The following is a 21,379-nucleotide window of genomic DNA, read 5'->3' as shown; positions in this document are numbered from 1 at the left end:
ATGTGACTCGGCAAAATTGATGACAGCTTTCTTTTAGCTTTGTTTCAGTCAAATTTCTGGATTTTTTTGTGGATCAGGCAGGATGCCCCATGCCAAGATAGTCTGGATCGCAACGCTCATGGCTTGGCTTGGATGGAAATTCCCTATGGCAGTTTCAGACGAGTTTCATCAGCGCTGGTGTGCCTTGCTCGATCGGGTAGATGGCTGCAATTCTGAAAAAGCGCTGGAAACCCAAGTCATTCTGCCCATGCTAGAACTGCTGGGCTACCGGCCGCAGGATATTCTTCAGCAGGTTCCATTCGGCAAAAAGCGGGTTGATTTTTTACTCAGGGCGCAGCAATCTGCCCCCCATTGCCACTACCTGATTATCGAAGCGAAGTCGCCCAAGCAGGCGATCGCCCACAATAGCTGGCAACTACGGGATTATCTGCTCGCTTCGGGCAGCATTTTGGGACTGTTGACCAACGGCAAGCAGTTTCGCCTGCTCTACAACGATGGCGAGGCGGTTCACTCGCTCTGGACCTATAGCCGCGACTACCTCTATCAAAGCTATCGGGTGTTAGGGTCGCTACTGTGGAAGCGAAACTGCGATCGCGTCATGGCGGCCTTTGGCAGCAGCCACCGCAAAATTCACGAACAGCTTGTGCGGGCGATCGCCCAACTGTCGCAAGACTCCCACGTCCTCTCGGTGCTGCCCATACAGCCCGATTTGTCCCCCCACACTCCACCCCGAAACGCTATGATCATCACCGTTTTCAACAACAAAGGCGGCGTTGGCAAAACCACCCTGACCATTAACCTGGCTGCGGCCCTAGCGCAACTGGGCAAGCGGGTGCTGCTGATCGACATCGACGCACAGGCAAATCTGACCACGGGCCTAGGAATCGACCCGCTAGAAGATGTGGAAAAAGTCGGACGAAAAGACATTACCCATTTGCTCACCGAACCCCGACTGATGCTGGACGATGTGATTGTGAAAAAGCGCTGGGGCAACGTAGTTTTAGATGTCGTGCCTTCCCATATCCGCCTCAGCAATATGGAGAATCAGTTGATTCAGATTGTGGACAGCGATCGCATTTTGTCCAAAAAGCTCAAAAGCCAGGATTATGACTTTGTGTTGATTGACCCACCGCCCTCCTTTGGCAAGGTGAACCGCATTTCCCTGATGGCCTCTGGGGGCGTGCTAGTGCCGACTCAGCTTTCGCCCTATCCCATCCGAGCGCTGGAATTTGTGCTGGGGCAAATCGAAGAAGTCGGGCAGTTTCGCGAAACGCCGCTGCCCATCGTGGGCATTGCAGTCAGTATGCACGATCGCGCCTCGCGGGCCTTTAACTTATCGATGGTCGAAGAGCTATACGGACGGCTGAATAAACTGCCTGGGGGCAATCAGGTGCAACTGTTTTCAGAAGCAACCTGGGTGCCCCGCCTCAATATCGTGTCCAAGTCTCAGAGCGAGGGCTGCCCGCTGTTTGCGGTGGACTCTCTGGACGGACTCACCGCCCAAGACCGCACCGCTGCCGAGAATGCGCTTGCGTCCTTTGAGTCGCTGGCCCAAGAACTCTTGCAAAAGGTCGAAACAGCGGCATAGCCCTCAGTCGCAGCATAGCCTTCAGTCGCGGCATAGCCTGATGTCACAGATGAACAGACTCAACGGCGTTATAGCCTTCAGTCGCGGCATAGCCTGATGAACAGACCCAACGGCGTTGCTGAACAGATTTCCAATGAGTCAGGAAGCGCCCATGTGGGTCAACGTACCATCAGCCACAAACCAAGCCGTGCCAGTGCCTTCATAGATAGCAGCGAATGTGGCCCCTGAAGGACGGTGCGCGTCCACCGTGAGTTTTCCCTTGAGTCCGTATGCGGTTTCTTCGTAGCCAGCCGTAGTCATCCGCAGGTTAACGTCATAGTAGTTGAAGTCTGGCATTTCCCTTGTAATGCTGCCAGGCGTTTTGGGGTGGAGGAACCAAACTGCGGAACCATGCACCCATTCTAGGCGGATGGGCTTCCCTGTTTCGGTGTCCCATTCAATCGTAAGCTGCTCTGCTGGACTGGGAAAACTGGCGTAATAGGCTTCATCGGTCGTAAACTTGGCGATCATACTTGTCCTCCATATGTCCATAAAAGTTGAGTAACGTGGGGCGGCTCATGGGTACAACATGAGTACACATAAGTACACATAAGTACACATAAGTACGCATGAGTACGCATGAGTACGAAAGTTATTAGATAGTGAGTAGATGTGAGCAGATAGTAAGCAGATAGTGAGCAATTGGCTTGGTTAACGCAGAGGAGGTTTCCCATTGATTAATCTCGATTGATTAAAGCAATGGCATCCTCAGCTTCCTGACTCACAGTCCACCACCCGTCCACAAAGGTCTTGTCGTTCTGAGCTAAGAATTGGAGCTTTGACAATGCTTCCTTGCTTTTGAGACAGCCCGCAGCAAAGCAGGCCCAAAACCTAATAACAGCTTCCGAGTCATCAAGTGCGGTCAATATTGCGTTCACTGCTTCCTGATGCAGAGTTAGTAACTCCTGATGTAGAGTTAGTAACTCCTGGGAAAGTTGATTTCCCAGTCCTTCTAGGGCTTGCGCTCGAACAGAAGGAGCCTCACCCCGATGAGTTGCAACGTCAGTCAATACCCGAATCACTTGTGGGGTAATCTTGCTGTCTGATTGGAAAGAGAGAGCATACACAACACTTTCTCGCTGTGCCGGATCAAAACTCGTTTCAAGAATCGAGAGCAGGGGCCCTAAGTGCCTCTGAGTCATGATTGAACTCAGGGATGCCGCTGCCTGCACCCATAATTCACTGCGTTGACCCGCTAACACATCGGCGATCGCATCTGCATCTTGGTCATCTCCTATCTTGCCAAGTAGCCAACAAGCGGTCATTGCCTTGTCTAGGTCGAGGGTGTTGATCCAACCAGGCTGGCGAGTCGCAAGCCCCAAGGTTTCAAGAGCTTCGATGTCGCTGGCTGACTCTGGAAATTGTTGTTTGATGGATGCAAGATTCATAGACTGCCCATGTGTTGCGTCTTACTCTCTCAGCTTCCCCATCAGTCATACCTGAATCGCGCGATTTTTTTTAACGCGGTACGGGGTATGCGTTGGCATCGACTCCCCAGGAATGTAGACGGCCAGTATTGCAGTTTCCAATCCAGCCTTCCGCCCCAATCAGCACACTCTGGGAACCACGGGCATAGTTGTTGCCTAAGAAAACATAATCTGATTCCCCTGCATTCAAGAAAGTAGTGCGACCCAATAAGCGGCGCTGACCATCATTGGAGTACACCAGGTATCTCACGGCTGAACAGTGGGTTGACGGAGCCTTGAGCGTAACGGCATACTCTGTCCCTGGCCCATCCGAGATAAAGTTCAGCGTTGCCGTGCGGTCACAGAGTTGGCTAGTAGAGGTGCATTCAACCGTAAAGGTTTCAGCAGAGGCAGCCGTAGCGAACCCCAAAACGCTCATAGCACCAAGAGCAAAGGCCATAATGTACTTCATAGGAAATTACCTCAAAAATCAAAAGAACTGGTGAAATTGAGAAAATCACGGAAACCGAGAAGCCAGCGCTGATCGATAAACCGTATCCCCAAAAAACCGAATACTTTGATTGGATAAATCTCCAGTCTGGGATGACCTGACCAGCGCCACTCTTCAGCGGTTATGCACTTATCAGGACATTCAGGCAACTTTACGCATCAATTCCGAATCAATTCCAATTACTTCCAATTAATTCCAACAGGGGCGTTGCTGAACGCAGATAGCAGAACGCAGATATTGCTCACCCTGCGATAAGCAGACTACATCCCCAACTCTTTTCCCGGAGGAGAAGGCGGTCAGGACTCTTGTTTTCCTCTGTTGGGAGCTACTAGACCTCATCGGCGCTTCGCTGCACCGCATAGCGCAGTTCGACAAAGGCCGTGCCATAGGTCGTTGCAGACACCAGCTTGAGTGGCGGTGTGGTAATTTGGCGTGGCAGCAGGGGCGCACCGCTGCCCAGCGTTACCGAGGCAATGGTCACGATAATTTCATCCAATAGCCCGTGGTCATAAAACTGCCCTGCCAGGTCGCCGCCGCCCACTACCCAGATGTTTTTGTCTTGGGCGATCGCCCGCATTTCCTCATACACCGGGCGCACGTCGCCTTTCACAAAGCGAATATCCGCGCCTGGAATCGCGGGCAGCGTGCGCGTGGTAAATACCCAGGCGGGTTGCGTGTAGCTCCAGGCGGGCTGCGCCGGGTTTGCGTTGGGATTGTCGGGGCTGTCGTGGTTAAGAATCCACTCGTAGGTGGTAGAACCCATAGCGATCGCCCCCACTTCTTGAATAAAGCTGGGATAGCTGCCGTCTTCTGGGTCGCCAAACTGAAACAGCCACTCCAAAGAATTGTTTGCGTCGGCGATGTAGCCATCCAGGCTGGTTGCGGTGTAATACTGCGTTTTCATTGAGAATTCCTGACATTCCTGATCGAGACAATCCGAGTGCGTCGTGCGCCGTGTCCAGGATTACCAAATCTTCTGGAAGCGCCTGCGTAGAATGTGGAGCAATCGTATTGGGTATTGGCTTTGATATCGATTCCCCATCAATAGGCTCCTACAAGAGGCTCCTACAGGGCCGCTGGAGATCTTTCAGCGGCGCTGGCTTGGCAACCCAAAATCGCCACTCTAGAATCCAAAATCCAAAATCAAAATCCAAAATCTAAAACCCAAAATCAATAGTGTTCTATTCGGCTAGCGCTGATGTCATGTCTGCTGGCGATCGCCCCCCGCTCAAAATCTGCCCCCGATCAAAATCTTATGCTTAAAAATCTCTACATTGCCGCAATCGAACCGGGCAACGGCAAGTCGCTGGTGCTGCTAGGGCTGATGGAACTGCTGTCGAAACGGGTGGGGCGGCTGGGCTTCTTTCGTCCGGTGATCCACGCGGGCGACACGCCGGACAACGATATTGACCTAGTGCGGAGTCGCTACGCCATTGCCGCGCCCTACGACCTGCAATATGCCCTCACCCATGAGGAAGCGCAGGCGCTATTAGCCACTGGCCAAACGGACACCCTGCTGAAACGGGTGGTGGAGGCTTACAAAACGCTGGAGGCGCAGTGCGATTTTGTCGTGTGCGAAGGCGTGGACGCGACGGAAATCGGCTCTGCCTTTGTGGATGATTTTGACGCGCAGGTGGCAAACTTGCTGGCGGCACCGATCGCCCTAGTATCGAGCGGCGAGGGCAAAACGCTAGAGGAACTGATCAGCGCAGTGCGGACAGAGCGGGAGGCGTTTTTGAACTATGGCTGTGCGATCGCCGCTACGTTCATCAACCGGATTGCGCCAGAGATGCGCGAGGAACTGGGCGATCGCCTCCAGGCTACATGGCAAACCGACGACCCTGTGTTCCTGCTGCCGGAGGAGCCGCGCATTACCAAACCCACGGTGGCCGAGGTGATGCATACCCTAGGTGGAGAACTCGTGATGGGCGACGAAAGCCAGCTTAACCGCGACGTGCTGGGCTACAAGGTAGCGGCGATGCAGTTGCCCAATTTCTTGACCCACGTGCAGGAAGGGGCGCTGGTGATTGCGCCGGGCGATCGCGCGGATATCGTGCTGGGCTGCCTGACGACCATGTTTGCCGAAAACTATCCCAAAATTTCGGGCATCGCGCTGACGGGCGGGCTGGAGCTAGCTCCGTCGGTGCGGGCACTGCTGGACGGTTTTCGGCGATCGCCCCTGCCCATCTTCGCCGTCGCCACCGATACCTACGAAACGGCCACCCGCACCAGCCAAGTTCGTGCCCAGCTTAGCCCATTCAACGAGCGCAAAATCGCTGCCGCCCTAGGGCTGTTTGAATCGTCGGTAGATTTGTCCAAGCTGGAAGCCCGCATTGAGGTGGCCCGCTCGACGCGCATGACCCCGCTGATGTTTGAATATGAACTGATCCAGCAGGCCAAGACGATGCGCCAGCGGATTGTGCTGCCGGAGGGAGCGGACGAGCGCATCCTGCGGGCCAGCGAAATCTTGCTGCAACGCAATGTGGTAGACGTGACGCTGCTGGGCAACCGGGGACAGATTCAGGAGGCGATCGCCGCCCTCGGACTCCATCTCGACGACGCAACGCTGATCGACCCGCTAGAATCCGACTGGCAGGAAGACTTTGCCCAGACCTACTACGCCCTGCGGAAGCACAAGGGGATCACGCTGGAATTTGCCCACGATCTGATGCGCGATGTTAGCTACTTTGGCACGATGATGGTCTACAAGGGACTGGCGGACGGCATGGTGTCGGGGGCGCTGCACACCACCGCCCACACGATCCGTCCCGCGCTGGAGTTTATCCGCACGCAGCCCGGTTGCTCCATCGTCTCCAGCGTCTTTCTCATGTGTCTGGAAGACCGGGTACTGGTCTATGGCGACTGCGCCGTGAACCCCAACCCCAACCCACAGCAGTTGGCCGACATTGCCATTAGCTCGGCGGAAACCGCTGCCTTGTTTGGCATCGAGCCGCTGGTGGCGATGCTATCTTACTCCACAGGCGATTCGGGCAAGGGCGAAGATGTGGACAAGGTGCGCGAAGCCGTCCGCATTGCCCAGAGCCAGCGCCCCGACTTGCAAATTGAAGGGCCGATTCAATATGACGCAGCGGTGGATGCCAGCGTCGCCAAAACCAAGCTGCCCGATAGCAAGGTCGCAGGCCACGCAACGGTATTTATCTTTCCTGACCTGAACACGGGCAACAATACGTACAAGGCCGTGCAGCGCTCTGCCAACGCCGTCGCCATCGGTCCCGTCCTCCAGGGTTTGCGAAAACCCGTCAACGACCTCAGCCGGGGCTGCACTGTGCCCGATATTGTCAACACCGTCGCCATCACCGCAATTCAGGCGCAGCGGGTGCAGGCGGCGGCTGGCAGTGTGGAACCTGTGGACGACAGGGTGGGGGCTGGCGTGTGAAAGAATGCATTGGCGGAAGTCAGGACGACCGCGCACCCCGGACAACCAAGAACAGAACAGGCAGCGATAGGGCCTGAATCAGCACGGAAAAAATCACCAGGGCGGGCCGCGAAAAATCGTAGAGCGTACCCATCAGGGCGCTGCCCGCAAACCACGCCAGCCCATAGCCCGTGTTGAAAATGCCGAAGGCCGAGCCGCGTCGCTGGGGTGGGACGATGCCCGCAACCGCTGCCTTCATGATGGATTCCTGTGCGCCCATGCCAATACCCCACAGCACCATCCCCCAGATTGCCGTCTGGAAGCTGCCCAAAAAGACCAGCGGCGCGAACAGCAGCGACAGGGCGATCGCCAGCATCAGGCTGCCTAGCCCCACCCGGTCAAACCAGCGCCCAAACAGCAGCGCGGCGATCGCATCCACGCCCATCGCCAGCGCATAGAGCAGCGGAATCTGGCTGGTAGATTCCACACCCGTCCGTTGCAGATGGAAGGCAATCAGCGGAAAGTCGGCATAGCCCGCCGCGACAAGGGCGATCGCCCCCAGATACATCCAAAAGCGGCGCGGCAGCCCCTCCGTGTGCAAATCCGCCGGAGTCGGTGGCTCAAAGTCCCTCGGATTCGGATAAATCCGCTGCGTCACCAGCAGCACCAGCAGCCCCAGCACCGCCGGAATCACCAGAATCGCAAAGCCGCCGCGATAGCCATACTGCCAAGTCAGCATCGCCGCCACCATCAGCGGCCCGCCCACAGCCCCAATTTGATCCATCGCCTCGTGCAGCCCAAAGCCAAATCCCCGCCCGATCTGCATCGCGCCGTGGGACAGCAGCACATCTCGCGGCGGCGTGCGAACCGCCTTGCCTGTGCGTTCGGCGATCATCAATCCGGCGGCGGCGGGCCAGGTGGTGGTCAGCGACAGCAGCGGTACGACGGCCGTGTTGATGCAGTAGCCCAGCGTGGTGATGCGCCAATATTGCCGAGTGCGATCGCTCAAATAGCCAATGACCAGCCGAAACCCGTAGCCAATCAGTTCGCCCAGCCCCGCCACCCAGCCCACCACCGCGCCGCTTGCACCCAGGCTGCCCAGATACGCGCCCGTGATGCTCCGTGCCCCTTCGTAGGTCGCATCCGCGCACAGACTCACTACCCCCAAACAAATTACGAACCAAAGTGCAGAGTTTTTCATGCCAGAGGATTTGTAGCAAGAGGACTTGTAGCAGGAGGATTTGTAGTAAACACTCTTCCAAGAGTTTCCAGGGAGGCAACTGCTTCTAGGGCATCATCAGGCAACAAGCAGATTAAGCAACACTTGTTGCATCAGAGTTTGACACGTCTTCAGGATAAATGCAACACCTGTTACAATAAACCCATGTCTGGTCAGTCCTGGAATCTGCTGATCTACCGTGTCCCCTCTCAGCCGTCCACGCAGAGGGTCTACGTCTGGCGAAAGTTAAAAGGGTGGGGGGGATTGTATCTCCAGCAATCGGTGTGCGTGCTGCCCCAACGCCAGAGTTTGCAGCTACAGCTAGAGACATTGACGATGGAAATTATCGACGGTGGCGGGGAGGCGGATCTGCTGACCGTCACGATTGAAGAGGAGAAGCAAAACTCAAGACTAATTGAGCGATTTCAGCAGCAGGCGGAGGCCGAGTACGAGGAATTTCTGGGGCGCTGTCAGGACTTTCACAAAGAGCTAGAGCACGAGCGGCAAGAGCAGAATCTTACCTTTGCCGAACTCGACGAAAACGAAACAGAGCTAATTAAGCTGCGCTCATGGCTGCCAAAGATCCGCGAGCGAGACTTGTTTGATGCGGCTGGATATGCGACTGCGGTGGAGGCGCTAAAGCTCTGTGAGGAAGACTTTCAGCGATTCAGCCAGCAAGTTTACGAGGCTCAAGATTTGTAGCCTGCTCTCGCCTGGGGTTACCTTGCCTGGGGTTATCTTGCCTGGAGTCATCTTGCCTGGAGTCATCTTGCCTGGAGTTATCTTGCCTGGAGTTATCTTGCCTGCGATCGCCAGGCCTGGGTTCGGGTTTGCAGGCCGCGTGTCAAAAACCAGTACAGCAGGCGCACGCCGATACTGGTGGCCACGATGAGGGTAGACATGGCCGCAGCGGGTGCAATGTCTCCAGCATCATCCATGTTGACAATGGCCACGGCCGCCAGCGGCAACGTGGGCGGATAGAGAAAAACGATGGCAGAAATCGTCACCATCGCATTTACAAAAAAGTAAATGCCGATGTCTAAAATGGCTGGAACGCAGAGCGGCAGCGTGACGCGCCAAAAGGTTTTGTAAAATGGCACCCGCATAGACGCAGACACCGATTCAAACTCTGGATCAATTTGCTTCAGGGCAGTGGTGGCCGTTAGAAAGCAAACGGTGAAAAAGTGGATCACATTGCACAACACCAGAATTGCCATCGTGCCGTAGAGCCAGTTCAGCGGGTTTCTGATTGCCAGCCCGCCAATATTCCAGGTGGGATTGTTGAAGAAAAACACGTAGGCCAACCCCAGCACCAATCCGGGCAGCGCCAGGGGAATCGTCGCCAGGAAATAGTTAACCAGGCGCAGGCCCCTGAGTCCTTTGCCCTTCTCGACAAGGTAGGCGATCGCAAAGACAGCGGCAGTCCCAAAAATTGCCGTATAGAGCGACATGCGAATGCTGTTCCAGTAGGCTGCGTAGCCCCCACCCCCGACTGCATTGAAGTTATAGTGCCGCAGCGTTGGCTCAAAGTTGTAGGGCCAGACCTTGACAATCGAAGCCAGGACGATTGCCGCAAACACCAACAGCACAAAGCAGGCGATCGCCCCACAAATCGCAAACATCAGCCAATCGAGGGCGGGCTTGGGCTTGGGCTGATAGGGCACCGACTTGGCGCTGACCATTGCCGTCTGGTGGCGCTGCACGATGCGATCGAGGATAAATGCTAAAACTGTTGGCAGCAAAAGAAAAACGCTGATGGTTGCGCCCATCGAAAAGTTTTGCTGCCCAATCACCTGCTTGTAGATGTCGGTCGCTAGCACATTGAAGTTGCCGCCCACCACCTTGGGTACGCCAAAGTCGGTAAAGGCCAGGGTAAAACAGACAAAAATGGCGCTCATCAGCCCATACTTGACGCTGGGCAGCGTTACCGTCAAAAACGTCCGCAGCGGCGGCGTTCTCATCACGTCGGCGGCTTCATAACTTTAGTTTGGACTAACTGGCATCACAATAATGCTCAACAGGATGCCATAAAGAATCTGCTCAACCGTTCATAACAGTTGAACTTAAGGAATTGGATACAATCCTGCTCGCAGTTAAGCTGCTGTTGCAACCGGACTGTTCAGGGATTGTTCGGATGTCTTGCGTTTCGAGGCTCGTTTTTTGACCATCGGATAGCAGGGACGAGGAGTTGGCTTGTGCCCCTTGCCTCGTCCTGGCGATTTACCACGAGGTTTAGGCGCAGGAGCAGGGGTGCCAATCGCTGCCAAAATGCCTGCAAACGCTTGTGCGACCCGACCCGGAGTCAACGTTTCTTGCGGTGCCTGCCAGGGCAAGGGGTGGTCAGTACAGTCCTTTCGCGCTAACCACAACTGCCAACTGAGCAACGGCATCAGGCTGCTCCACTGTTCGGTTGCCGATACAGAACTGAACTGGGGATGTGTCCAATATAGCCTCTGCTTGGCAAAGCGATACCAGTGTTCAATGGCAAAGCGACGGAGGTAGTGCAACCACAGGGTTTCTAACGGAGGCATCTGCTCACCCAGCCAAACTAACCACAAAGGAGCCAAGCGTCGCGTGCTGCTCTGTGTCTCCAGCACCTCCACGCGCAACACTTCCATTGCCCGTTGGGATTTGCGGAAATGGTATGCACTCCAACGACTGACCCGCACTCGTCCCCAGTTGGGATCATCGACTTCAACGGTTTCGACCGGGACACTCCAAGTGTCAGGGTCATTGAGTTTCATCTTATGTCCATGCTTGGCAGGTGCGCCTCGCCCTCGATACGCTGGGGGCGCGCCATAGACACATCGATTGGATGTAACCCGCAGCAGCAAGTCTGCCTCAATCCCTGCCGTTTGGTTGACAAAACTGGCATTGCCGTACCCTCGGTCGTAGATCGCCAACGGACGCACCGCTAACTGCCGAGTCACTTGTTTGAGTTGGAATGCCGCTTTACTGGCGGGTGTTTCAAAGCTGGTGATGCGCTCATGCCGCAATGGTAATGCCCAACTGCCCCTGTCTTCAGCAATCCAGGCTAAGGTACTGTAGTTTTGTCCGGCTATCGGGGCATGTCCTGTTCTGCCTGATAAGGTGCGGTCTTTCAAACGCCTGGCAGCAGGACGGTTCCACCGACTCGCATCACCTGCCAACAACGGTTGCTGCTGAGTCGGTATCTGCTGCACCAACAGCTTCAGCACCTTTGAGCGGGGTAGGCGGCTATCGCGCAACGCTTCATAGGGGCTCGACCACTGGCGACGAAAGACAGGACTCTGCGATAGCCTCACAAACGACACGATGCACGCACTCACTAACACGGCATCCATCAGATCAAACAGGGCATCTCTGGCGTTTCCCAAGCTGGCATACAACGTTTGGCGAAATTGCTGAAGTTCGTTGAAAATCATGGGGTCAATGTTGGTTGTACTTCATTGACCTTACGGCAGTCGGTGCTTCTCATTGACTGCCTTCCTCTTCACCATTAGTCCAAACTAAAGTCATAAAGGCGAGCATCGGTGAGGCTGAGGGCGGTCGCCAGAATCACGACTGCCTGCGGGAAGCAATAGAGCGCTTCGCCCAGGGTAATGCCAACGGGGCCGTAGAGGCCGATATCAAACGGCGGCAACAGCCCAAAGAATCCAGTCGTAAACAGGCCCTTATTGCCAAACAGGTAAATTAGCCCAATCGCATGGGCTAGCGGCGGAATGAACAGCGGCAAAGTACCGAGAATGCGAAAGATCCCTTTGCCGCGCATGGCGGTGCGCGTCAGCGCGTAGGCATAGAGGAATCCCAAAATGACGGATAGGAGCGTACTGGCGATCGCCACTGAGAGAGTATTCGTGAATGACACCAGCAGCGAGGGCGTGGTCAGGTAGCGAACGTAGTTGGCCCAGCCCACCCAGTTGCCCTCTGTGTCCTGAAAGCTCCGCTGGATCATCGGCACCAAGGGCAGCACCACGCCCGCCAGCAGAAATAACGTGGCGATCGCCAGCATCAGCCGCATGATCCAGTCTTCGCGGGTGATGACGTGGCGCACCTGTGGGGGAAAGAGGCGATCGCGCAGAGAGGAGGAAGCAGGAGATGTCGTCATGGTTCAGGCTCTCACGGGTTCCTGGGCAAAGACTTGAATACAGTCGGGCGGCAATTGCGCCACCAGTGCTGCCCCCACCTGCAAATCCAGCAGTTCCGCCGCATCAGCGGGCAGTTCGCTGGTGATCAGATCCTTGGCATCGCCCTCCAGTCGCATCCCAATTCGATAGCCAGACCCCAGAAACTCTACTTCCTCTAGCTCCGCCGCAATTACATTCGGCAGGCTGCTGTCAAAGGCATCCTGTTGCGGCAGGATTTTTACATTCTCTGGACGAATTGCAATCTGCACTGGCGTATTCATGTCAAACTCATTGCGGGGTGCATCGAGCAAGAGATTGCCGCAGCGGACTTGTCCAGAAGAAGCTACCACGCCCCGCAAAAAGTTCATCACCCCGATGAAGTTGGCTACGAACGGGGTTGTGGGGCGCTGATAAATGCTGTGGGGTGTACCGACCTGAGCAATGTAGCCCTTGTCCATCACCACGGCGCGATCGGCCATGGCCAGCGCCTCCGCCTGGTCGTGCGTCACCATAATGGTGGTAATTCCCAACCGCTTTTGCAATTGCGCGATCTCTGTCCGCAATCGCACCCGCACTTGGGCATCCAGCGCCGACAGTGGCTCATCCAGCAGCAGCAGTCCGGGAGACAGGGCCAGCGCCCGCGCCAGCGCCACCCGCTGCTGTTGCCCGCCCGAAAGCTGGGCTGGATACTTGGCTCCAAATCCCGCTAAGCCAACGGTTTCCAGCAGTTCTGCAACGCGAGCATCAATTTGCGCCTTGGGCATCTTGGCATTTTGCAGTCCGTAGGCGATGTTCTGCGCCGCTGTCAGGTTGGGAAACAGCGCGTAGGATTGGAACACGATGCCAAAGTCTCGCTTGGCAGGCGGCAAGCTTGAAACGTCTCGCCCTGCTTGAATCACACGCCCGCTGGTCTGTTGCTCTAGCCCCGCAATAATCCGCAGCAGCGTGGTCTTGCCGCAGCCGCTCGGCCCCAGCAAGCAGACAAACTCCCCCGGATACACATCCAGGTAAATGTCTCGCAGCGCCACAAAGCTGCCGAAGCGCTTGTGAACATTCTCGATTTGCAGGTAAGGCGTTTCCAGAGCGCGATCGCCCTCGGTGTGGGCAACGGGCATCCTCACCGACGCAGATGAACTGGCTGAAGAAACTGGACGAGCCGTTGCTGGCGGATCAGGCGAGTAAGTCATGATTCTAAAAAATCTAAAAAATCTAAAAAATTAAGATAAGGCTCACAATGAAGCTCGAAAAATGCTCAGAATAGGAAAAGAGGATGAACCGATCTGCAAGCCAAAGAAACCGATTCATCCTCTGAGTGATCTCTGGACATTCCGTAGGAATCAGTGAGCGAATTCCTGGAGTTACTTCACTGCGTTACTGACCGAGCAACAAGGGCGATCGCCCCCACTCCAGCCCATGTCTCAGCTTCGTTTCAGTTTTGCTCCAGTTTTGCTCCAGTTTTACTCCAGTTTCGTTCCAATCTCCATTCACACTCACGTTCCTACTTAGGCTCCGATTTGCTGTCGTAGCGCTTTGTCCACTCAGCTAAAATCGCATCCCGGTTCTTGGCTGCCCAGTTAAAGTCATTCTTGATCAGTTGCTTGGTGGGATCAGCCGGGTATCCTTCAGGAATCGGTACATCCGTCTTTACCGCAGTCACCGGAAAGTTCTTGGCATACTCGCCCATAATCTCCGGAGAAATCGCCCAATCTAGGAACGTCTTCGCTCCGGGCTTGATATTCGCCTTCTTTACCAACGCATTCGCCTCGATATCCCACCCCGATCCTTCAGTTGGAAATACCGCAGCAATCGGCTCCCCGTCGTTTTTCTGCTTCACAGCCCGATAGTCAAAGGAAATGCCGATGGGATACTCGCCTGCGCCCGCCATCTTGCAAGGCTTGGAGCCAGAGTGGACGTATTGAACTACGTTCTGATGCAGCGCATCGAGATACTTCCAGCCCTGCTCTTCCCCCATCATTTGCAAAATAGCCGATATCGACAGGAATCCCGTGCCCGAAGAGGCCGGGTTCGACATCACAATCATGCCTTTGTATTCAGGCTTGGTGAGATCTGCCCAAGAGGTCGGCACGGGCACGCCCTTTTGCTCCAGTTCTACCGTGTTGGCACAGAAGGCGCTCATCCAGGCATCAATCCCGACCCAGGTCGGCGGGTTCCGGTCATCGCGGAACTGGGGCTGTACAGCTTCTAAGCCTGCCGGAGCATAGGGTTCCAGCATTCCCTGCTGATCAGCTACTAGCAGACTCGACACCGCCGTTCCCCACACGACATCGGCCTGGGGATTGTCTTTTTCGGCCAGCAGTTTAGCGGTGATGATTCCCGTAGAGTCGCGTACTTTATTCACTTTGATATTGGGATGAGACTTTTCAAACATAGGAATATATTCCGCAAGCTGGTCATCTTCCAGTGCGGTATACACCGTAATCGTTTCCGAACCCCCAGTTGCAGTCGCTGAACCCGTCGCAGTGCCCGTTCCAGGGTTTGTGGTTACAGGGCCAGAGGTGCAGGCAGCCACCACGATGACCAACCCAAACGCTGCCATAAATCCAGTCAAAAAGCGTGACCTACGCTTCCCAATCCATTTCTCAAGCATTGTAATAATCCATCGTTGAATGTAATTGCCGAACCAAGCTTAAAAGCGTCAGGACAGCCGAATTAGAACCGAAAACCAGAGCAGTGAGAAAATTTAAAGAACGTGAAGACCGGACACATAAAAAACTTTATACACCTATCTCTTTTGGGTATTTAGCAGGTATTCAGAACCAGAAGTGTTGAAAGATAGCTCAACATACAAAAAATGGGGGCAGAATATTGTATTCTAGCCCCCAGCAAACAAAAACAATGTTTAAGATGCTAGTGTCATTTCCTGCGCTTGTCAAACCGATACTCAAGCAGTTGTGCCCACATAACTATCCTGTTTTGAACTCTCGCTTATTCTTTGAAATCTGGTTGACCTTCGTTTTAGACCAGGGTTTAACGAGCATGAGAAGCCTGTTTTATCGTCTCAACAAAGCAGGAATCAAGGTTGATATTTCCACCTTTTCTAAAGCCTGCAAGACTCGACAGGATGAACACTTTTGTCGCATCTACGCTGAGCTCATAAGACAGCTAAAACAAAAAAATCCAGCGACAGCACAGATGCTGTTTCCCATTGATTCAACGGTCATCACATTGACAAGCAAGTTGTTCTGGATGCAAGGCTATCATCAAGTCAAATTGCTTAATGGAGTCAACTTAACGCAAGGTAATCCCAGTGAATGCCTGATTCATTTTGGTCAAGGACATGACGCAAAATTTGCTGACAGAGTGACAGGAATGATTCCTGAAGATGCCATCGGCGTCATGGATAGAGGCTTTGCCAGTTGGGATTTCCTTGACCAATTAAGCCAGGATCAGACTCGCTTTGTTGTCCGCCTTAAGAACACGATGAAGACCGAGTTTGAGCATGAGCGATATCGAGTGGTTTGGTTTTGTGACTTAGAGAGCCAAACGGAGTTTCGGCTGGCGACCAATGTAGAACTGATGACGAATGAAGAGATTAGTGAAGTCTATCGCCATCGGTGGCAGATAGAAGTGCTGTGGAAGTTTCTAAAGATGCACTTGAAGCTAGATAAACTAATCTCTAAGAGTGTCAATGGAGTCACCATTCAAATCTACATGGTGTTGATTGCCTATCTGATTCTGCAATTGATAGAAATTCCAGAGTTTTATGGTCATCAATTACTAGATAAGTTGCGCTATTTGCAACTTGAATTGAGTCGTCGTTGTTCGATTGTCCATTGGAGCTACGATCTGCTGCCAGAGACACTCGTAGGAGCTTCGTAGGGTTGAATGTAAAGTTTTATGTCTCAATTCAACACTTCTGAGTAGCTACGGCTTGGGGGACTCGTCATAGTTCAAGCTTGAGTCAGTTCGCGCTGTCTGGTTTGTTCCAAGCTATCATTCAACCTACGCAGGAAAATTGCTGTGTCTAGTATTCAGCTTGTTGTGTTCGACATGGCGGGCACAACGGTTAAGGATGAGCAAGAAGTTGAGAAGTGCTTCTTTCTGGCAGCCGAACAAACCGGACTGGAAGCAACGACTGACCAGATTGTGTCCATGATGGGATGGGCAAAAAAACGAGTTTTTCAAACCCTTTGGGAAGCCCAACTTGGTGCAGGTCATCCAGATTTATCCGAACAGATTGATGTGTCCTACGCTGCATTTTGCTCGGTGCTAGAGGAGCATTATCAAACCCATTCTGTTTCGCCTACAGAGGGTTGTTTGGCGATGTTTTCCTATTTGCAGAACCAGGGAATTGCGATCGCCCTCAACACAGGTTTTTATCGAAAAGTAACGGACATCATCCTAAATCGTTTGGGTTGGGATGTGGGGCTAAATTCGGACTATGTGGGTGGCCCCAACTCCATCATTCAAGCCTCCGTTACGCCATCAGAAATTTACAACCAGGAGGGCAGGCCTGCGCCCTACATGATTCAGAAAGCGATGTATAAATTAGGCGTTAAAGACCCCCAGGCGGTGGTGGTTATTGGGGATACGCCGTCTGATTTGGCCGCTGGAATCAATGCTCATGCGTGCCTGTCTCTGGGGGTCACCAACGGAACCCACGAGCGATCGCAACTGGCGGCTTATCCCAATGACGGACTGCTAGATTCGCTGATGGAGCTAAAGGGAGTCTTAGTGAGTTTGGAAGCGTCGTCGTGAACGTCCCCCAAAGACAAAATTGATGAATAAAAATGAGTAAAGTAGAGGTCATTGTTGTCGGGGCGGGAATAGTGGGGCTGGCCCACGCGCTGGCAGCCGCAAAGCGCGGTCGGCAGGTGGTGGTGTTTGAACGAAATACGCGGGCGATCGGCGCGTCGATTCGCAACTTTGGCATGGTGTGGCCGATTGGGCAACCCCAGGGAGCGCTATATGCGCGGGCGCTAAAGTCACGTCAGATTTGGCTGGAAGCAGCGGAGGGCGCTGGATTTGGCATTGAGGAATGCGGGTCGCTACACCTGGCCTATCGGGCCGATGAGCTGGCGGTGCTGGAGGAATTTGTCGCGGCAAACCGTGCCGCCGATTCCATCCAACTGCTCACGGCAGACGAAGTGGCTCAAAAAAGTGCGGCGGCAGTGACGGAGGGGCTGTTGGGGGCGCTGTGGAGCGCGACAGAGATGACGGTTGACCCGCGAGAGGCGATCGCCCAACTTCCGGATTACTTGGCAGCCAAGTATGGGGTGGCGTTTCGGTTTGGGGAAGCGGTGACGGCGATCGCCCATCCCCAGGTGCTAGCAGGCGGCAAACCCTGGAGCGCGGAGGAAATTTTCGTCTGTAGCGGCGCTGATTTTGAAACGCTCTATCCTGACCTGTATGCTGCCAGTGGACTGACCAAGGTCAAGCTGCAAATGATGCGAACCGGGCCACAGCCCAACGGCTGGCGAATTGGACCATCCCTCTGCGCCGGACTGACGCTGACCCACTATGCCGCCTTTGCCGACTGTCCATCGCTGCCCGCCCTAAAACAGCGCATCGCCACAGAAACGCCCTTTTTCCCCAAGTGGGGCATTCACGTCATGATGTCGCAAAATCGTGCAGGCGAACTGGTGCTGGGCGATTCCCACGAATACGGTCTGTCGCCCGATCCGTTTGACCGTGCCGAGGTGAATCAGGCCGTGCTGGAATATCTGCGAGGCTTTGCCCGCGCTCCCAGTTTTTCGATCGCCGAAACCTGGCACGGGATCTACGCCAAACTGCCAGGGCAGGTGCATTGGATTCAACATCCCGAACCGGGTGTGACGGTGGTGAATGCGCTGAGTGGCGCGGGCATGACGCTTTCCTTTGGGCTGGCAGAAGAGGTGCTAGATCGGCAGGTCTTGGTCTAATCCAGTGCGGGCGATCGCCCCACTCCTTTCCCCTCCTGCCTGCTCTGCGGCTTCCGTAAAACCAAGAGATGCCAACTTCTCCCCCAGCAGGGTCAATCCCGTGTCAAAATAGGCCATCGTACCCAGTTCTTCGTGCCCTGCTGCTCGACACGCCGCCCTGCCCTGAATGGAGTTTCACCCGTGGGTCGTTCTCCCAACTTAGCCATCACTATCTTTCTCTACGTCGCTGGCATTTTGCTGGTCATGATGGCAATCTTGCTGTTGCTGCAATCCTTCGGTCTGCTGACGGAAATCCCCAGAGAAGCGGTCTACGCGCTGGTGCTGCTGGCGATCGGGTCGGGCATCTTGGCGGGCGTTCGCAGGCGCGGCTAACCTGTCGCTATCCTGTCGTTCGCCTGTAGCGAACAGGGGGCAAGAATAGAGAAAACCTGGGGCGAACCCTGGGGCAAACTGCTGGGGCAAACTGCGATGAAGCCAACGACTGCGGCGTTTCTAATTCTCTTGGGCATTACGGTCACGGTCTGGGTGATGCGCGGGTTGGGCGTTCTCACGTTTATTCCCGGCGGGCTGCTGTGGATCTTGCTGCTGGGCACGGTTGGCGCAGGCGTGGTGGATATTGTGCAAAAAACTCGCCGCTGGTAGGTCAAGCTGCCTGGAAGTCCGACCTGTTCTGCTGTAGTTCTAGATCAAGACGCTGGCGATGGCGCTGGCTGCTGCATGTCTAGAAGCAGGTTCAGGGGATGAAAATTCAGCTTTTGGTTTTGTTCACAGGCGCGCTGCTGGGTGCAGGGATGTCCCTGGCGCTGCCACGCTCTGGGCCAACCAATCTGGCATCAGAAACCAATCTGGCATCAGAACTGGGGGCTACGCCTTGCCCTGACATCGCCGAAGTGCCCGCCTCAGACAGCCTGCGGACGCTGGAACTGCCACAGTTTGGCGTGGCGATCGCCATTCCAGAGAACTTCAGAACCCGCACACTGCCCGACGGCACGGTAGAAATCCTCGACCCTGGAACCTTTGAGGTGCTGCGTTGTATAGAACAGGGGGGACGGGCGATCGCCCCTCGCGGCATGTATTCCTTCCGCATCCGCAGCCTGCCCAATCCAGCGAACCTCGCACTTCCGGACTTTCTCCGACAGCAGGGCGAAGCAGATCCTAGCGCCCAATCGGGAAATTTGGACGCAATGCCGGTTCTGATTACTCGCCCCGAACCGGGCTACACAGTTCGAGGCTGGTTCAAGTCTCCAGACTCGCAAACCGTGATCGTGCTAGCCGAAAGCTGCGACTGTGAACTGGAATACGACGACATGCGCCTTTGGCTCCAGCGCACCCGCCTGCTACCCTAGCTGGCAATCAGCAAGCCCTTACTTGCCAGCCATTCGCGGTTATACAGGCGCGACTGATATCGGGCCCCACCGTCACACAGCACCGTCACAATCGTATGCCCCGGCCCCATCTGCTTGGCTAGGGCTACCGCCGCCCCCACGTTAATGCCGACTGAACCGCCCATAAACAGCCCGTCTTTGTGCAAAAGCTGATAGACCACGCGCAGCACTTCATGGTCGTCAATGCGGATCGCATCATCCACTGGCGCACCCTCCAGGTTGGCCGTTACGCGGCTCGTGCCAATCCCTTCGGTAATCGAGCTGCCTTCGATCTTGAGCTCTCCCGTTTTGAAATAGTTGTACAACGCGCTGCCCATCGGGTCAGCCAACACGCAGCGGATATTTGGGTTCTTTTCTTTGAAGAACATCGCGGCTCCGGCGTAGGTGCCACCTGTGCCCGTCGCCGCCACCCAAGCATCGATCTTGCCGTCTGTCTGCATCCAGATTTCGGGCCCGGTGGTTTCGTAATGCGCCCGCCGGTTGGCTAGGTTGTCGAACTGGTTCGCCCAGATGGCGTTCTCTGTTTCCTCGGCAATCCGCCCCGACAGCTTCACGTAGTTGTTGGGATCGCGGTAGGGCACAGCGGGCACCGGACGCACCTCTGCGCCCAAGGTCCGCAGCAGATCCATTTTTTCTTGCGACTGGGTTTCGGGAATGATGATCAGGCACTTGTAGCCTTTGGCATTGCAGATGTGGGCCAGCCCAATGCCTGTGTTGCCTGCTGTTCCTTCTACCACCGTCCCACCCGGTTTCAAACGCCCCTGCTGTTCGGCATCCTGGATGATATATAGCGCCGCCCGATCCTTCACAGAGCCGCCGGGGTTGAGAAATTCTGCCTTGCCCAAAATTTCGCAGCCCGTTTCTTCGCAAAAGCTGTGCAGGCGAATCAGGGGCGTATTCCCAATCGTGCCGATAAATCCGCTCTTAATATCCATGCCGCTGTGTCGTGAAGTCCTCCCAGCATTCTAGAGCTTGGGGTGAATTGGGGAAACCGGTCGGTGGGGGTTCTGGCTGGTTTTAGCCTGCTTTCAGGGCGATCGCCCCCGCCTGCTAGTCTAGTTTCATCCCTCTCTGATCAGGACTTACGCAGTCGAACAATCTCTTGCGAGCTGCGCCCGCGAGAAATTGTCCAAAACCCAAAGAGCTGATCGCAAGTGCGTAAGTCCTCTCTGGTCTTATCGCTCTCTACTCTAGACTTTGGGGTCAGCGCCAACGGTGACTCAGCCGCTCCAAACCCAGCCTGCTCTGCCACCGGAAATCGCTCCATCGCCACCCCCGTTGGTCTATCCCTGTTCCGACGGTAAACCCTTGGCCGAAACCTACATTCACCTCTACGCCATGATCGTGACCCTGGAAGTGCTGAAACAGTACCTCAAAGGGCAGCGGGCAACGGTACTGGCAGATCAGTTTTTGTATTATGCCCAGGGGTTTCCCCGCCTACGGGTGGCTTCAGACGTGATAGTGATCCAAAACGTAGAGCCAGGCGGACGCGACAGCGACAAAATTTGGGAAGAGGGCGAAGTGCCTGCGGTAATTTTTGAGATCACCTAGCAGAGGTTGAGCAGTGCATGGCTCAAGCAAACGATCCGGCCGATTAAAACGCCTGAATCCATTCCTTCAGGTGATATTCCGTCCAGATACCCGCGCTCCAGTAGGGGTCTTCTTCGACCAGCGTGCGGGCAGCGGCTTCGTCGGGCGCGTCGTACACACCAAACACCATCGTCAGGTCTTGGGTGGGGCCAAGGGTGACGACGGAGCCTGCGGCTTTGAGCTGAGCCAGACGATCGAGGTGGGACTGGCGATAGGGGGCGCGTTTTTCGACGACGTTTTCGCAGTAGCTGCCCCACATGACGTATTTCGGCATTTT

The 21,379-nt window shown here is 55.0% G+C and carries 22 protein-coding genes and 1 pseudogene; 10 read left to right on the top strand and 13 right to left on the bottom strand.

Annotation, left to right across the window (positions count from 1 at the left end):
• Positions 1–145 precede the first annotated feature (145 nt).
• On the top strand, positions 146–1,588 hold the full coding sequence (locus tag JTM80_RS02665; RefSeq protein WP_172354042.1) for an AAA family ATPase: 1,443 nt from the start codon (positions 146–148) through the stop codon (positions 1,586–1,588).
• A 138-nt stretch (positions 1,589–1,726) separates the two neighbouring features.
• On the opposite strand, the gene JTM80_RS02660 is transcribed toward JTM80_RS02665, so the two are convergent.
• From JTM80_RS02660 to JTM80_RS02645, 4 genes are all read right to left on the bottom strand, one after another.
• Positions 1,727–2,098, bottom strand: a complete 372-nt coding sequence (locus tag JTM80_RS02660; protein ID WP_172354041.1) for a hypothetical protein — start codon at positions 2,096–2,098, stop codon at positions 1,727–1,729.
• Positions 2,099–2,304: 206 nt separating this feature from the next.
• Positions 2,305–3,015 (bottom strand): HEAT repeat domain-containing protein, encoded by a 711-nt coding sequence (locus JTM80_RS02655; protein WP_205370545.1) that lies wholly within the window; start codon positions 3,013–3,015, stop codon positions 2,305–2,307.
• A 70-nt stretch (positions 3,016–3,085) separates the two neighbouring features.
• Positions 3,086–3,493 (bottom strand): hypothetical protein, encoded by a 408-nt coding sequence (locus JTM80_RS02650; RefSeq protein ID WP_205370544.1) that lies wholly within the window; start codon positions 3,491–3,493, stop codon positions 3,086–3,088.
• Between the two features lie 379 nt (positions 3,494–3,872).
• On the bottom strand, positions 3,873–4,448 hold the full coding sequence (locus JTM80_RS02645) for a dihydrofolate reductase family protein (RefSeq protein WP_205370543.1): 576 nt from the start codon (positions 4,446–4,448) through the stop codon (positions 3,873–3,875).
• A gap of 351 nt (positions 4,449–4,799) precedes the next feature.
• Between JTM80_RS02645 and pta the strand changes: the two genes are divergently transcribed.
• Entirely contained in the window at positions 4,800–6,941 is a 2,142-nt protein-coding gene (gene pta, locus JTM80_RS02640) for a phosphate acetyltransferase (RefSeq protein ID WP_225906917.1), read from the top strand.
• Between the two features lie 19 nt (positions 6,942–6,960).
• On the opposite strand, the gene JTM80_RS02635 is transcribed toward pta, so the two are convergent.
• Positions 6,961–8,121 carry an MFS transporter gene (locus JTM80_RS02635; protein ID WP_172354037.1) on the bottom strand — a complete coding sequence of 387 codons (1,161 nt, stop codon included), beginning with the start codon at positions 8,119–8,121 and terminating at the stop codon, positions 6,961–6,963.
• Positions 8,122–8,304: 183 nt separating this feature from the next.
• Here JTM80_RS02635 and JTM80_RS02630 point away from each other — a divergent pair, with 183 nt between their 5' ends.
• The gene (locus JTM80_RS02630; RefSeq protein ID WP_172354036.1) at positions 8,305–8,841 is read left to right on the top strand and encodes a Chromate resistance protein ChrB; all 537 of its coding nucleotides are present in this window, start codon (positions 8,305–8,307) and stop codon (positions 8,839–8,841) included.
• A gap of 92 nt (positions 8,842–8,933) precedes the next feature.
• On the opposite strand, the gene JTM80_RS02625 is transcribed toward JTM80_RS02630, so the two are convergent.
• The 5 genes from JTM80_RS02625 to JTM80_RS02605 all read right to left on the bottom strand — a co-directional run bounded on the left by JTM80_RS02625 (position 8,934) and on the right by JTM80_RS02605 (position 14,802).
• On the bottom strand, positions 8,934–10,100 hold the full coding sequence (locus JTM80_RS02625; protein ID WP_205371238.1) for a hypothetical protein: 1,167 nt from the start codon (positions 10,098–10,100) through the stop codon (positions 8,934–8,936).
• Between the two features lie 132 nt (positions 10,101–10,232).
• The gene (locus JTM80_RS02620; RefSeq protein WP_205370538.1) at positions 10,233–11,543 is read right to left on the bottom strand and encodes an NF041680 family putative transposase; all 1,311 of its coding nucleotides are present in this window, start codon (positions 11,541–11,543) and stop codon (positions 10,233–10,235) included.
• A 74-nt stretch (positions 11,544–11,617) separates the two neighbouring features.
• On the bottom strand, positions 11,618–12,226 hold the full coding sequence (locus JTM80_RS02615) for a hypothetical protein (RefSeq protein ID WP_205370536.1): 609 nt from the start codon (positions 12,224–12,226) through the stop codon (positions 11,618–11,620).
• Between the two features lie 3 nt (positions 12,227–12,229).
• On the bottom strand, positions 12,230–13,432 hold the full coding sequence (locus tag JTM80_RS02610; RefSeq protein ID WP_172354034.1) for a putative 2-aminoethylphosphonate ABC transporter ATP-binding protein: 1,203 nt from the start codon (positions 13,430–13,432) through the stop codon (positions 12,230–12,232).
• A gap of 311 nt (positions 13,433–13,743) precedes the next feature.
• On the bottom strand, positions 13,744–14,802 hold the full coding sequence (locus JTM80_RS02605) for a putative 2-aminoethylphosphonate ABC transporter substrate-binding protein (RefSeq protein ID WP_255548863.1): 1,059 nt from the start codon (positions 14,800–14,802) through the stop codon (positions 13,744–13,746).
• 308 nt (positions 14,803–15,110) lie between these two features.
• Here JTM80_RS02605 and JTM80_RS02600 point away from each other — a divergent pair, with 308 nt between their 5' ends.
• The 3 genes from JTM80_RS02600 (at position 15,111) to JTM80_RS02590 (ending at position 18,127) form a co-directional block, all read left to right on the top strand.
• Positions 15,111–16,085 carry a transposase gene (locus JTM80_RS02600; protein WP_205371237.1) on the top strand — a complete coding sequence of 325 codons (975 nt, stop codon included), beginning with the start codon at positions 15,111–15,113 and terminating at the stop codon, positions 16,083–16,085.
• Positions 16,086–16,226: 141 nt separating this feature from the next.
• Positions 16,227–16,964, top strand: a complete 738-nt coding sequence (locus JTM80_RS02595; RefSeq protein ID WP_205370532.1) for an HAD family hydrolase — start codon at positions 16,227–16,229, stop codon at positions 16,962–16,964.
• A 32-nt stretch (positions 16,965–16,996) separates the two neighbouring features.
• Entirely contained in the window at positions 16,997–18,127 is a 1,131-nt protein-coding gene (locus JTM80_RS02590; RefSeq protein WP_205370530.1) for a TIGR03364 family FAD-dependent oxidoreductase, read from the top strand.
• Here the strand turns inward: JTM80_RS02590 and JTM80_RS02585 are convergent.
• On the bottom strand, positions 18,104–18,244 hold the full coding sequence (locus tag JTM80_RS02585) for a hypothetical protein (RefSeq protein ID WP_205370528.1): 141 nt from the start codon (positions 18,242–18,244) through the stop codon (positions 18,104–18,106). The genes JTM80_RS02590 and JTM80_RS02585 overlap by 24 nt on opposite strands.
• Positions 18,245–18,307: 63 nt before the next feature.
• Between JTM80_RS02585 and JTM80_RS02580 the strand changes: the two genes are divergently transcribed.
• The 3 genes from JTM80_RS02580 to JTM80_RS02570 all read left to right on the top strand — a co-directional run bounded on the left by JTM80_RS02580 (position 18,308) and on the right by JTM80_RS02570 (position 19,473).
• Positions 18,308–18,499, top strand: a complete 192-nt coding sequence (locus JTM80_RS02580) for a hypothetical protein (protein WP_172354028.1) — start codon at positions 18,308–18,310, stop codon at positions 18,497–18,499.
• 96 nt (positions 18,500–18,595) lie between these two features.
• On the top strand, positions 18,596–18,769 hold the full coding sequence (locus JTM80_RS02575; protein WP_172354027.1) for a hypothetical protein: 174 nt from the start codon (positions 18,596–18,598) through the stop codon (positions 18,767–18,769).
• 98 nt (positions 18,770–18,867) lie between these two features.
• Complete coding sequence (locus JTM80_RS02570) at positions 18,868–19,473, top strand: hypothetical protein (protein WP_172354026.1); 606 nt, start codon at positions 18,868–18,870, stop codon at positions 19,471–19,473.
• Here the strand turns inward: JTM80_RS02570 and JTM80_RS02565 are convergent.
• The gene (locus JTM80_RS02565) at positions 19,470–20,447 is read right to left on the bottom strand and encodes a cysteine synthase A (RefSeq protein ID WP_172354025.1); all 978 of its coding nucleotides are present in this window, start codon (positions 20,445–20,447) and stop codon (positions 19,470–19,472) included. The two genes, JTM80_RS02570 and JTM80_RS02565, sit on opposite strands and share 4 nt — an antisense overlap.
• Before the next feature lie 310 nt (positions 20,448–20,757).
• Here JTM80_RS02565 and JTM80_RS02560 point away from each other — a divergent pair.
• Positions 20,758–21,060 (top strand): annotated as a pseudogene (locus tag JTM80_RS02560) (Uma2 family endonuclease); the annotation flags it as partial.
• 46 nt (positions 21,061–21,106) lie between these two features.
• On the opposite strand, the gene JTM80_RS02555 reads toward JTM80_RS02560, so the two are convergent.
• Entirely contained in the window at positions 21,107–21,376 is a 270-nt protein-coding gene (locus tag JTM80_RS02555) for a YciI family protein (RefSeq protein ID WP_172354024.1), read from the bottom strand.
• Positions 21,377–21,379 lie beyond the last annotated feature (3 nt).

The organism is Thermoleptolyngbya sp. PKUAC-SCTB121 (genome assembly GCF_016919485.1).
Taxonomy (GTDB): Bacteria; Cyanobacteriota; Cyanobacteriia; order Elainellales; family Elainellaceae; genus Thermoleptolyngbya; species Thermoleptolyngbya sichuanensis.
Note: the sequence above shows the minus strand (reverse complement) of the source record. Positions and strands in the feature narration are given on the sequence as shown.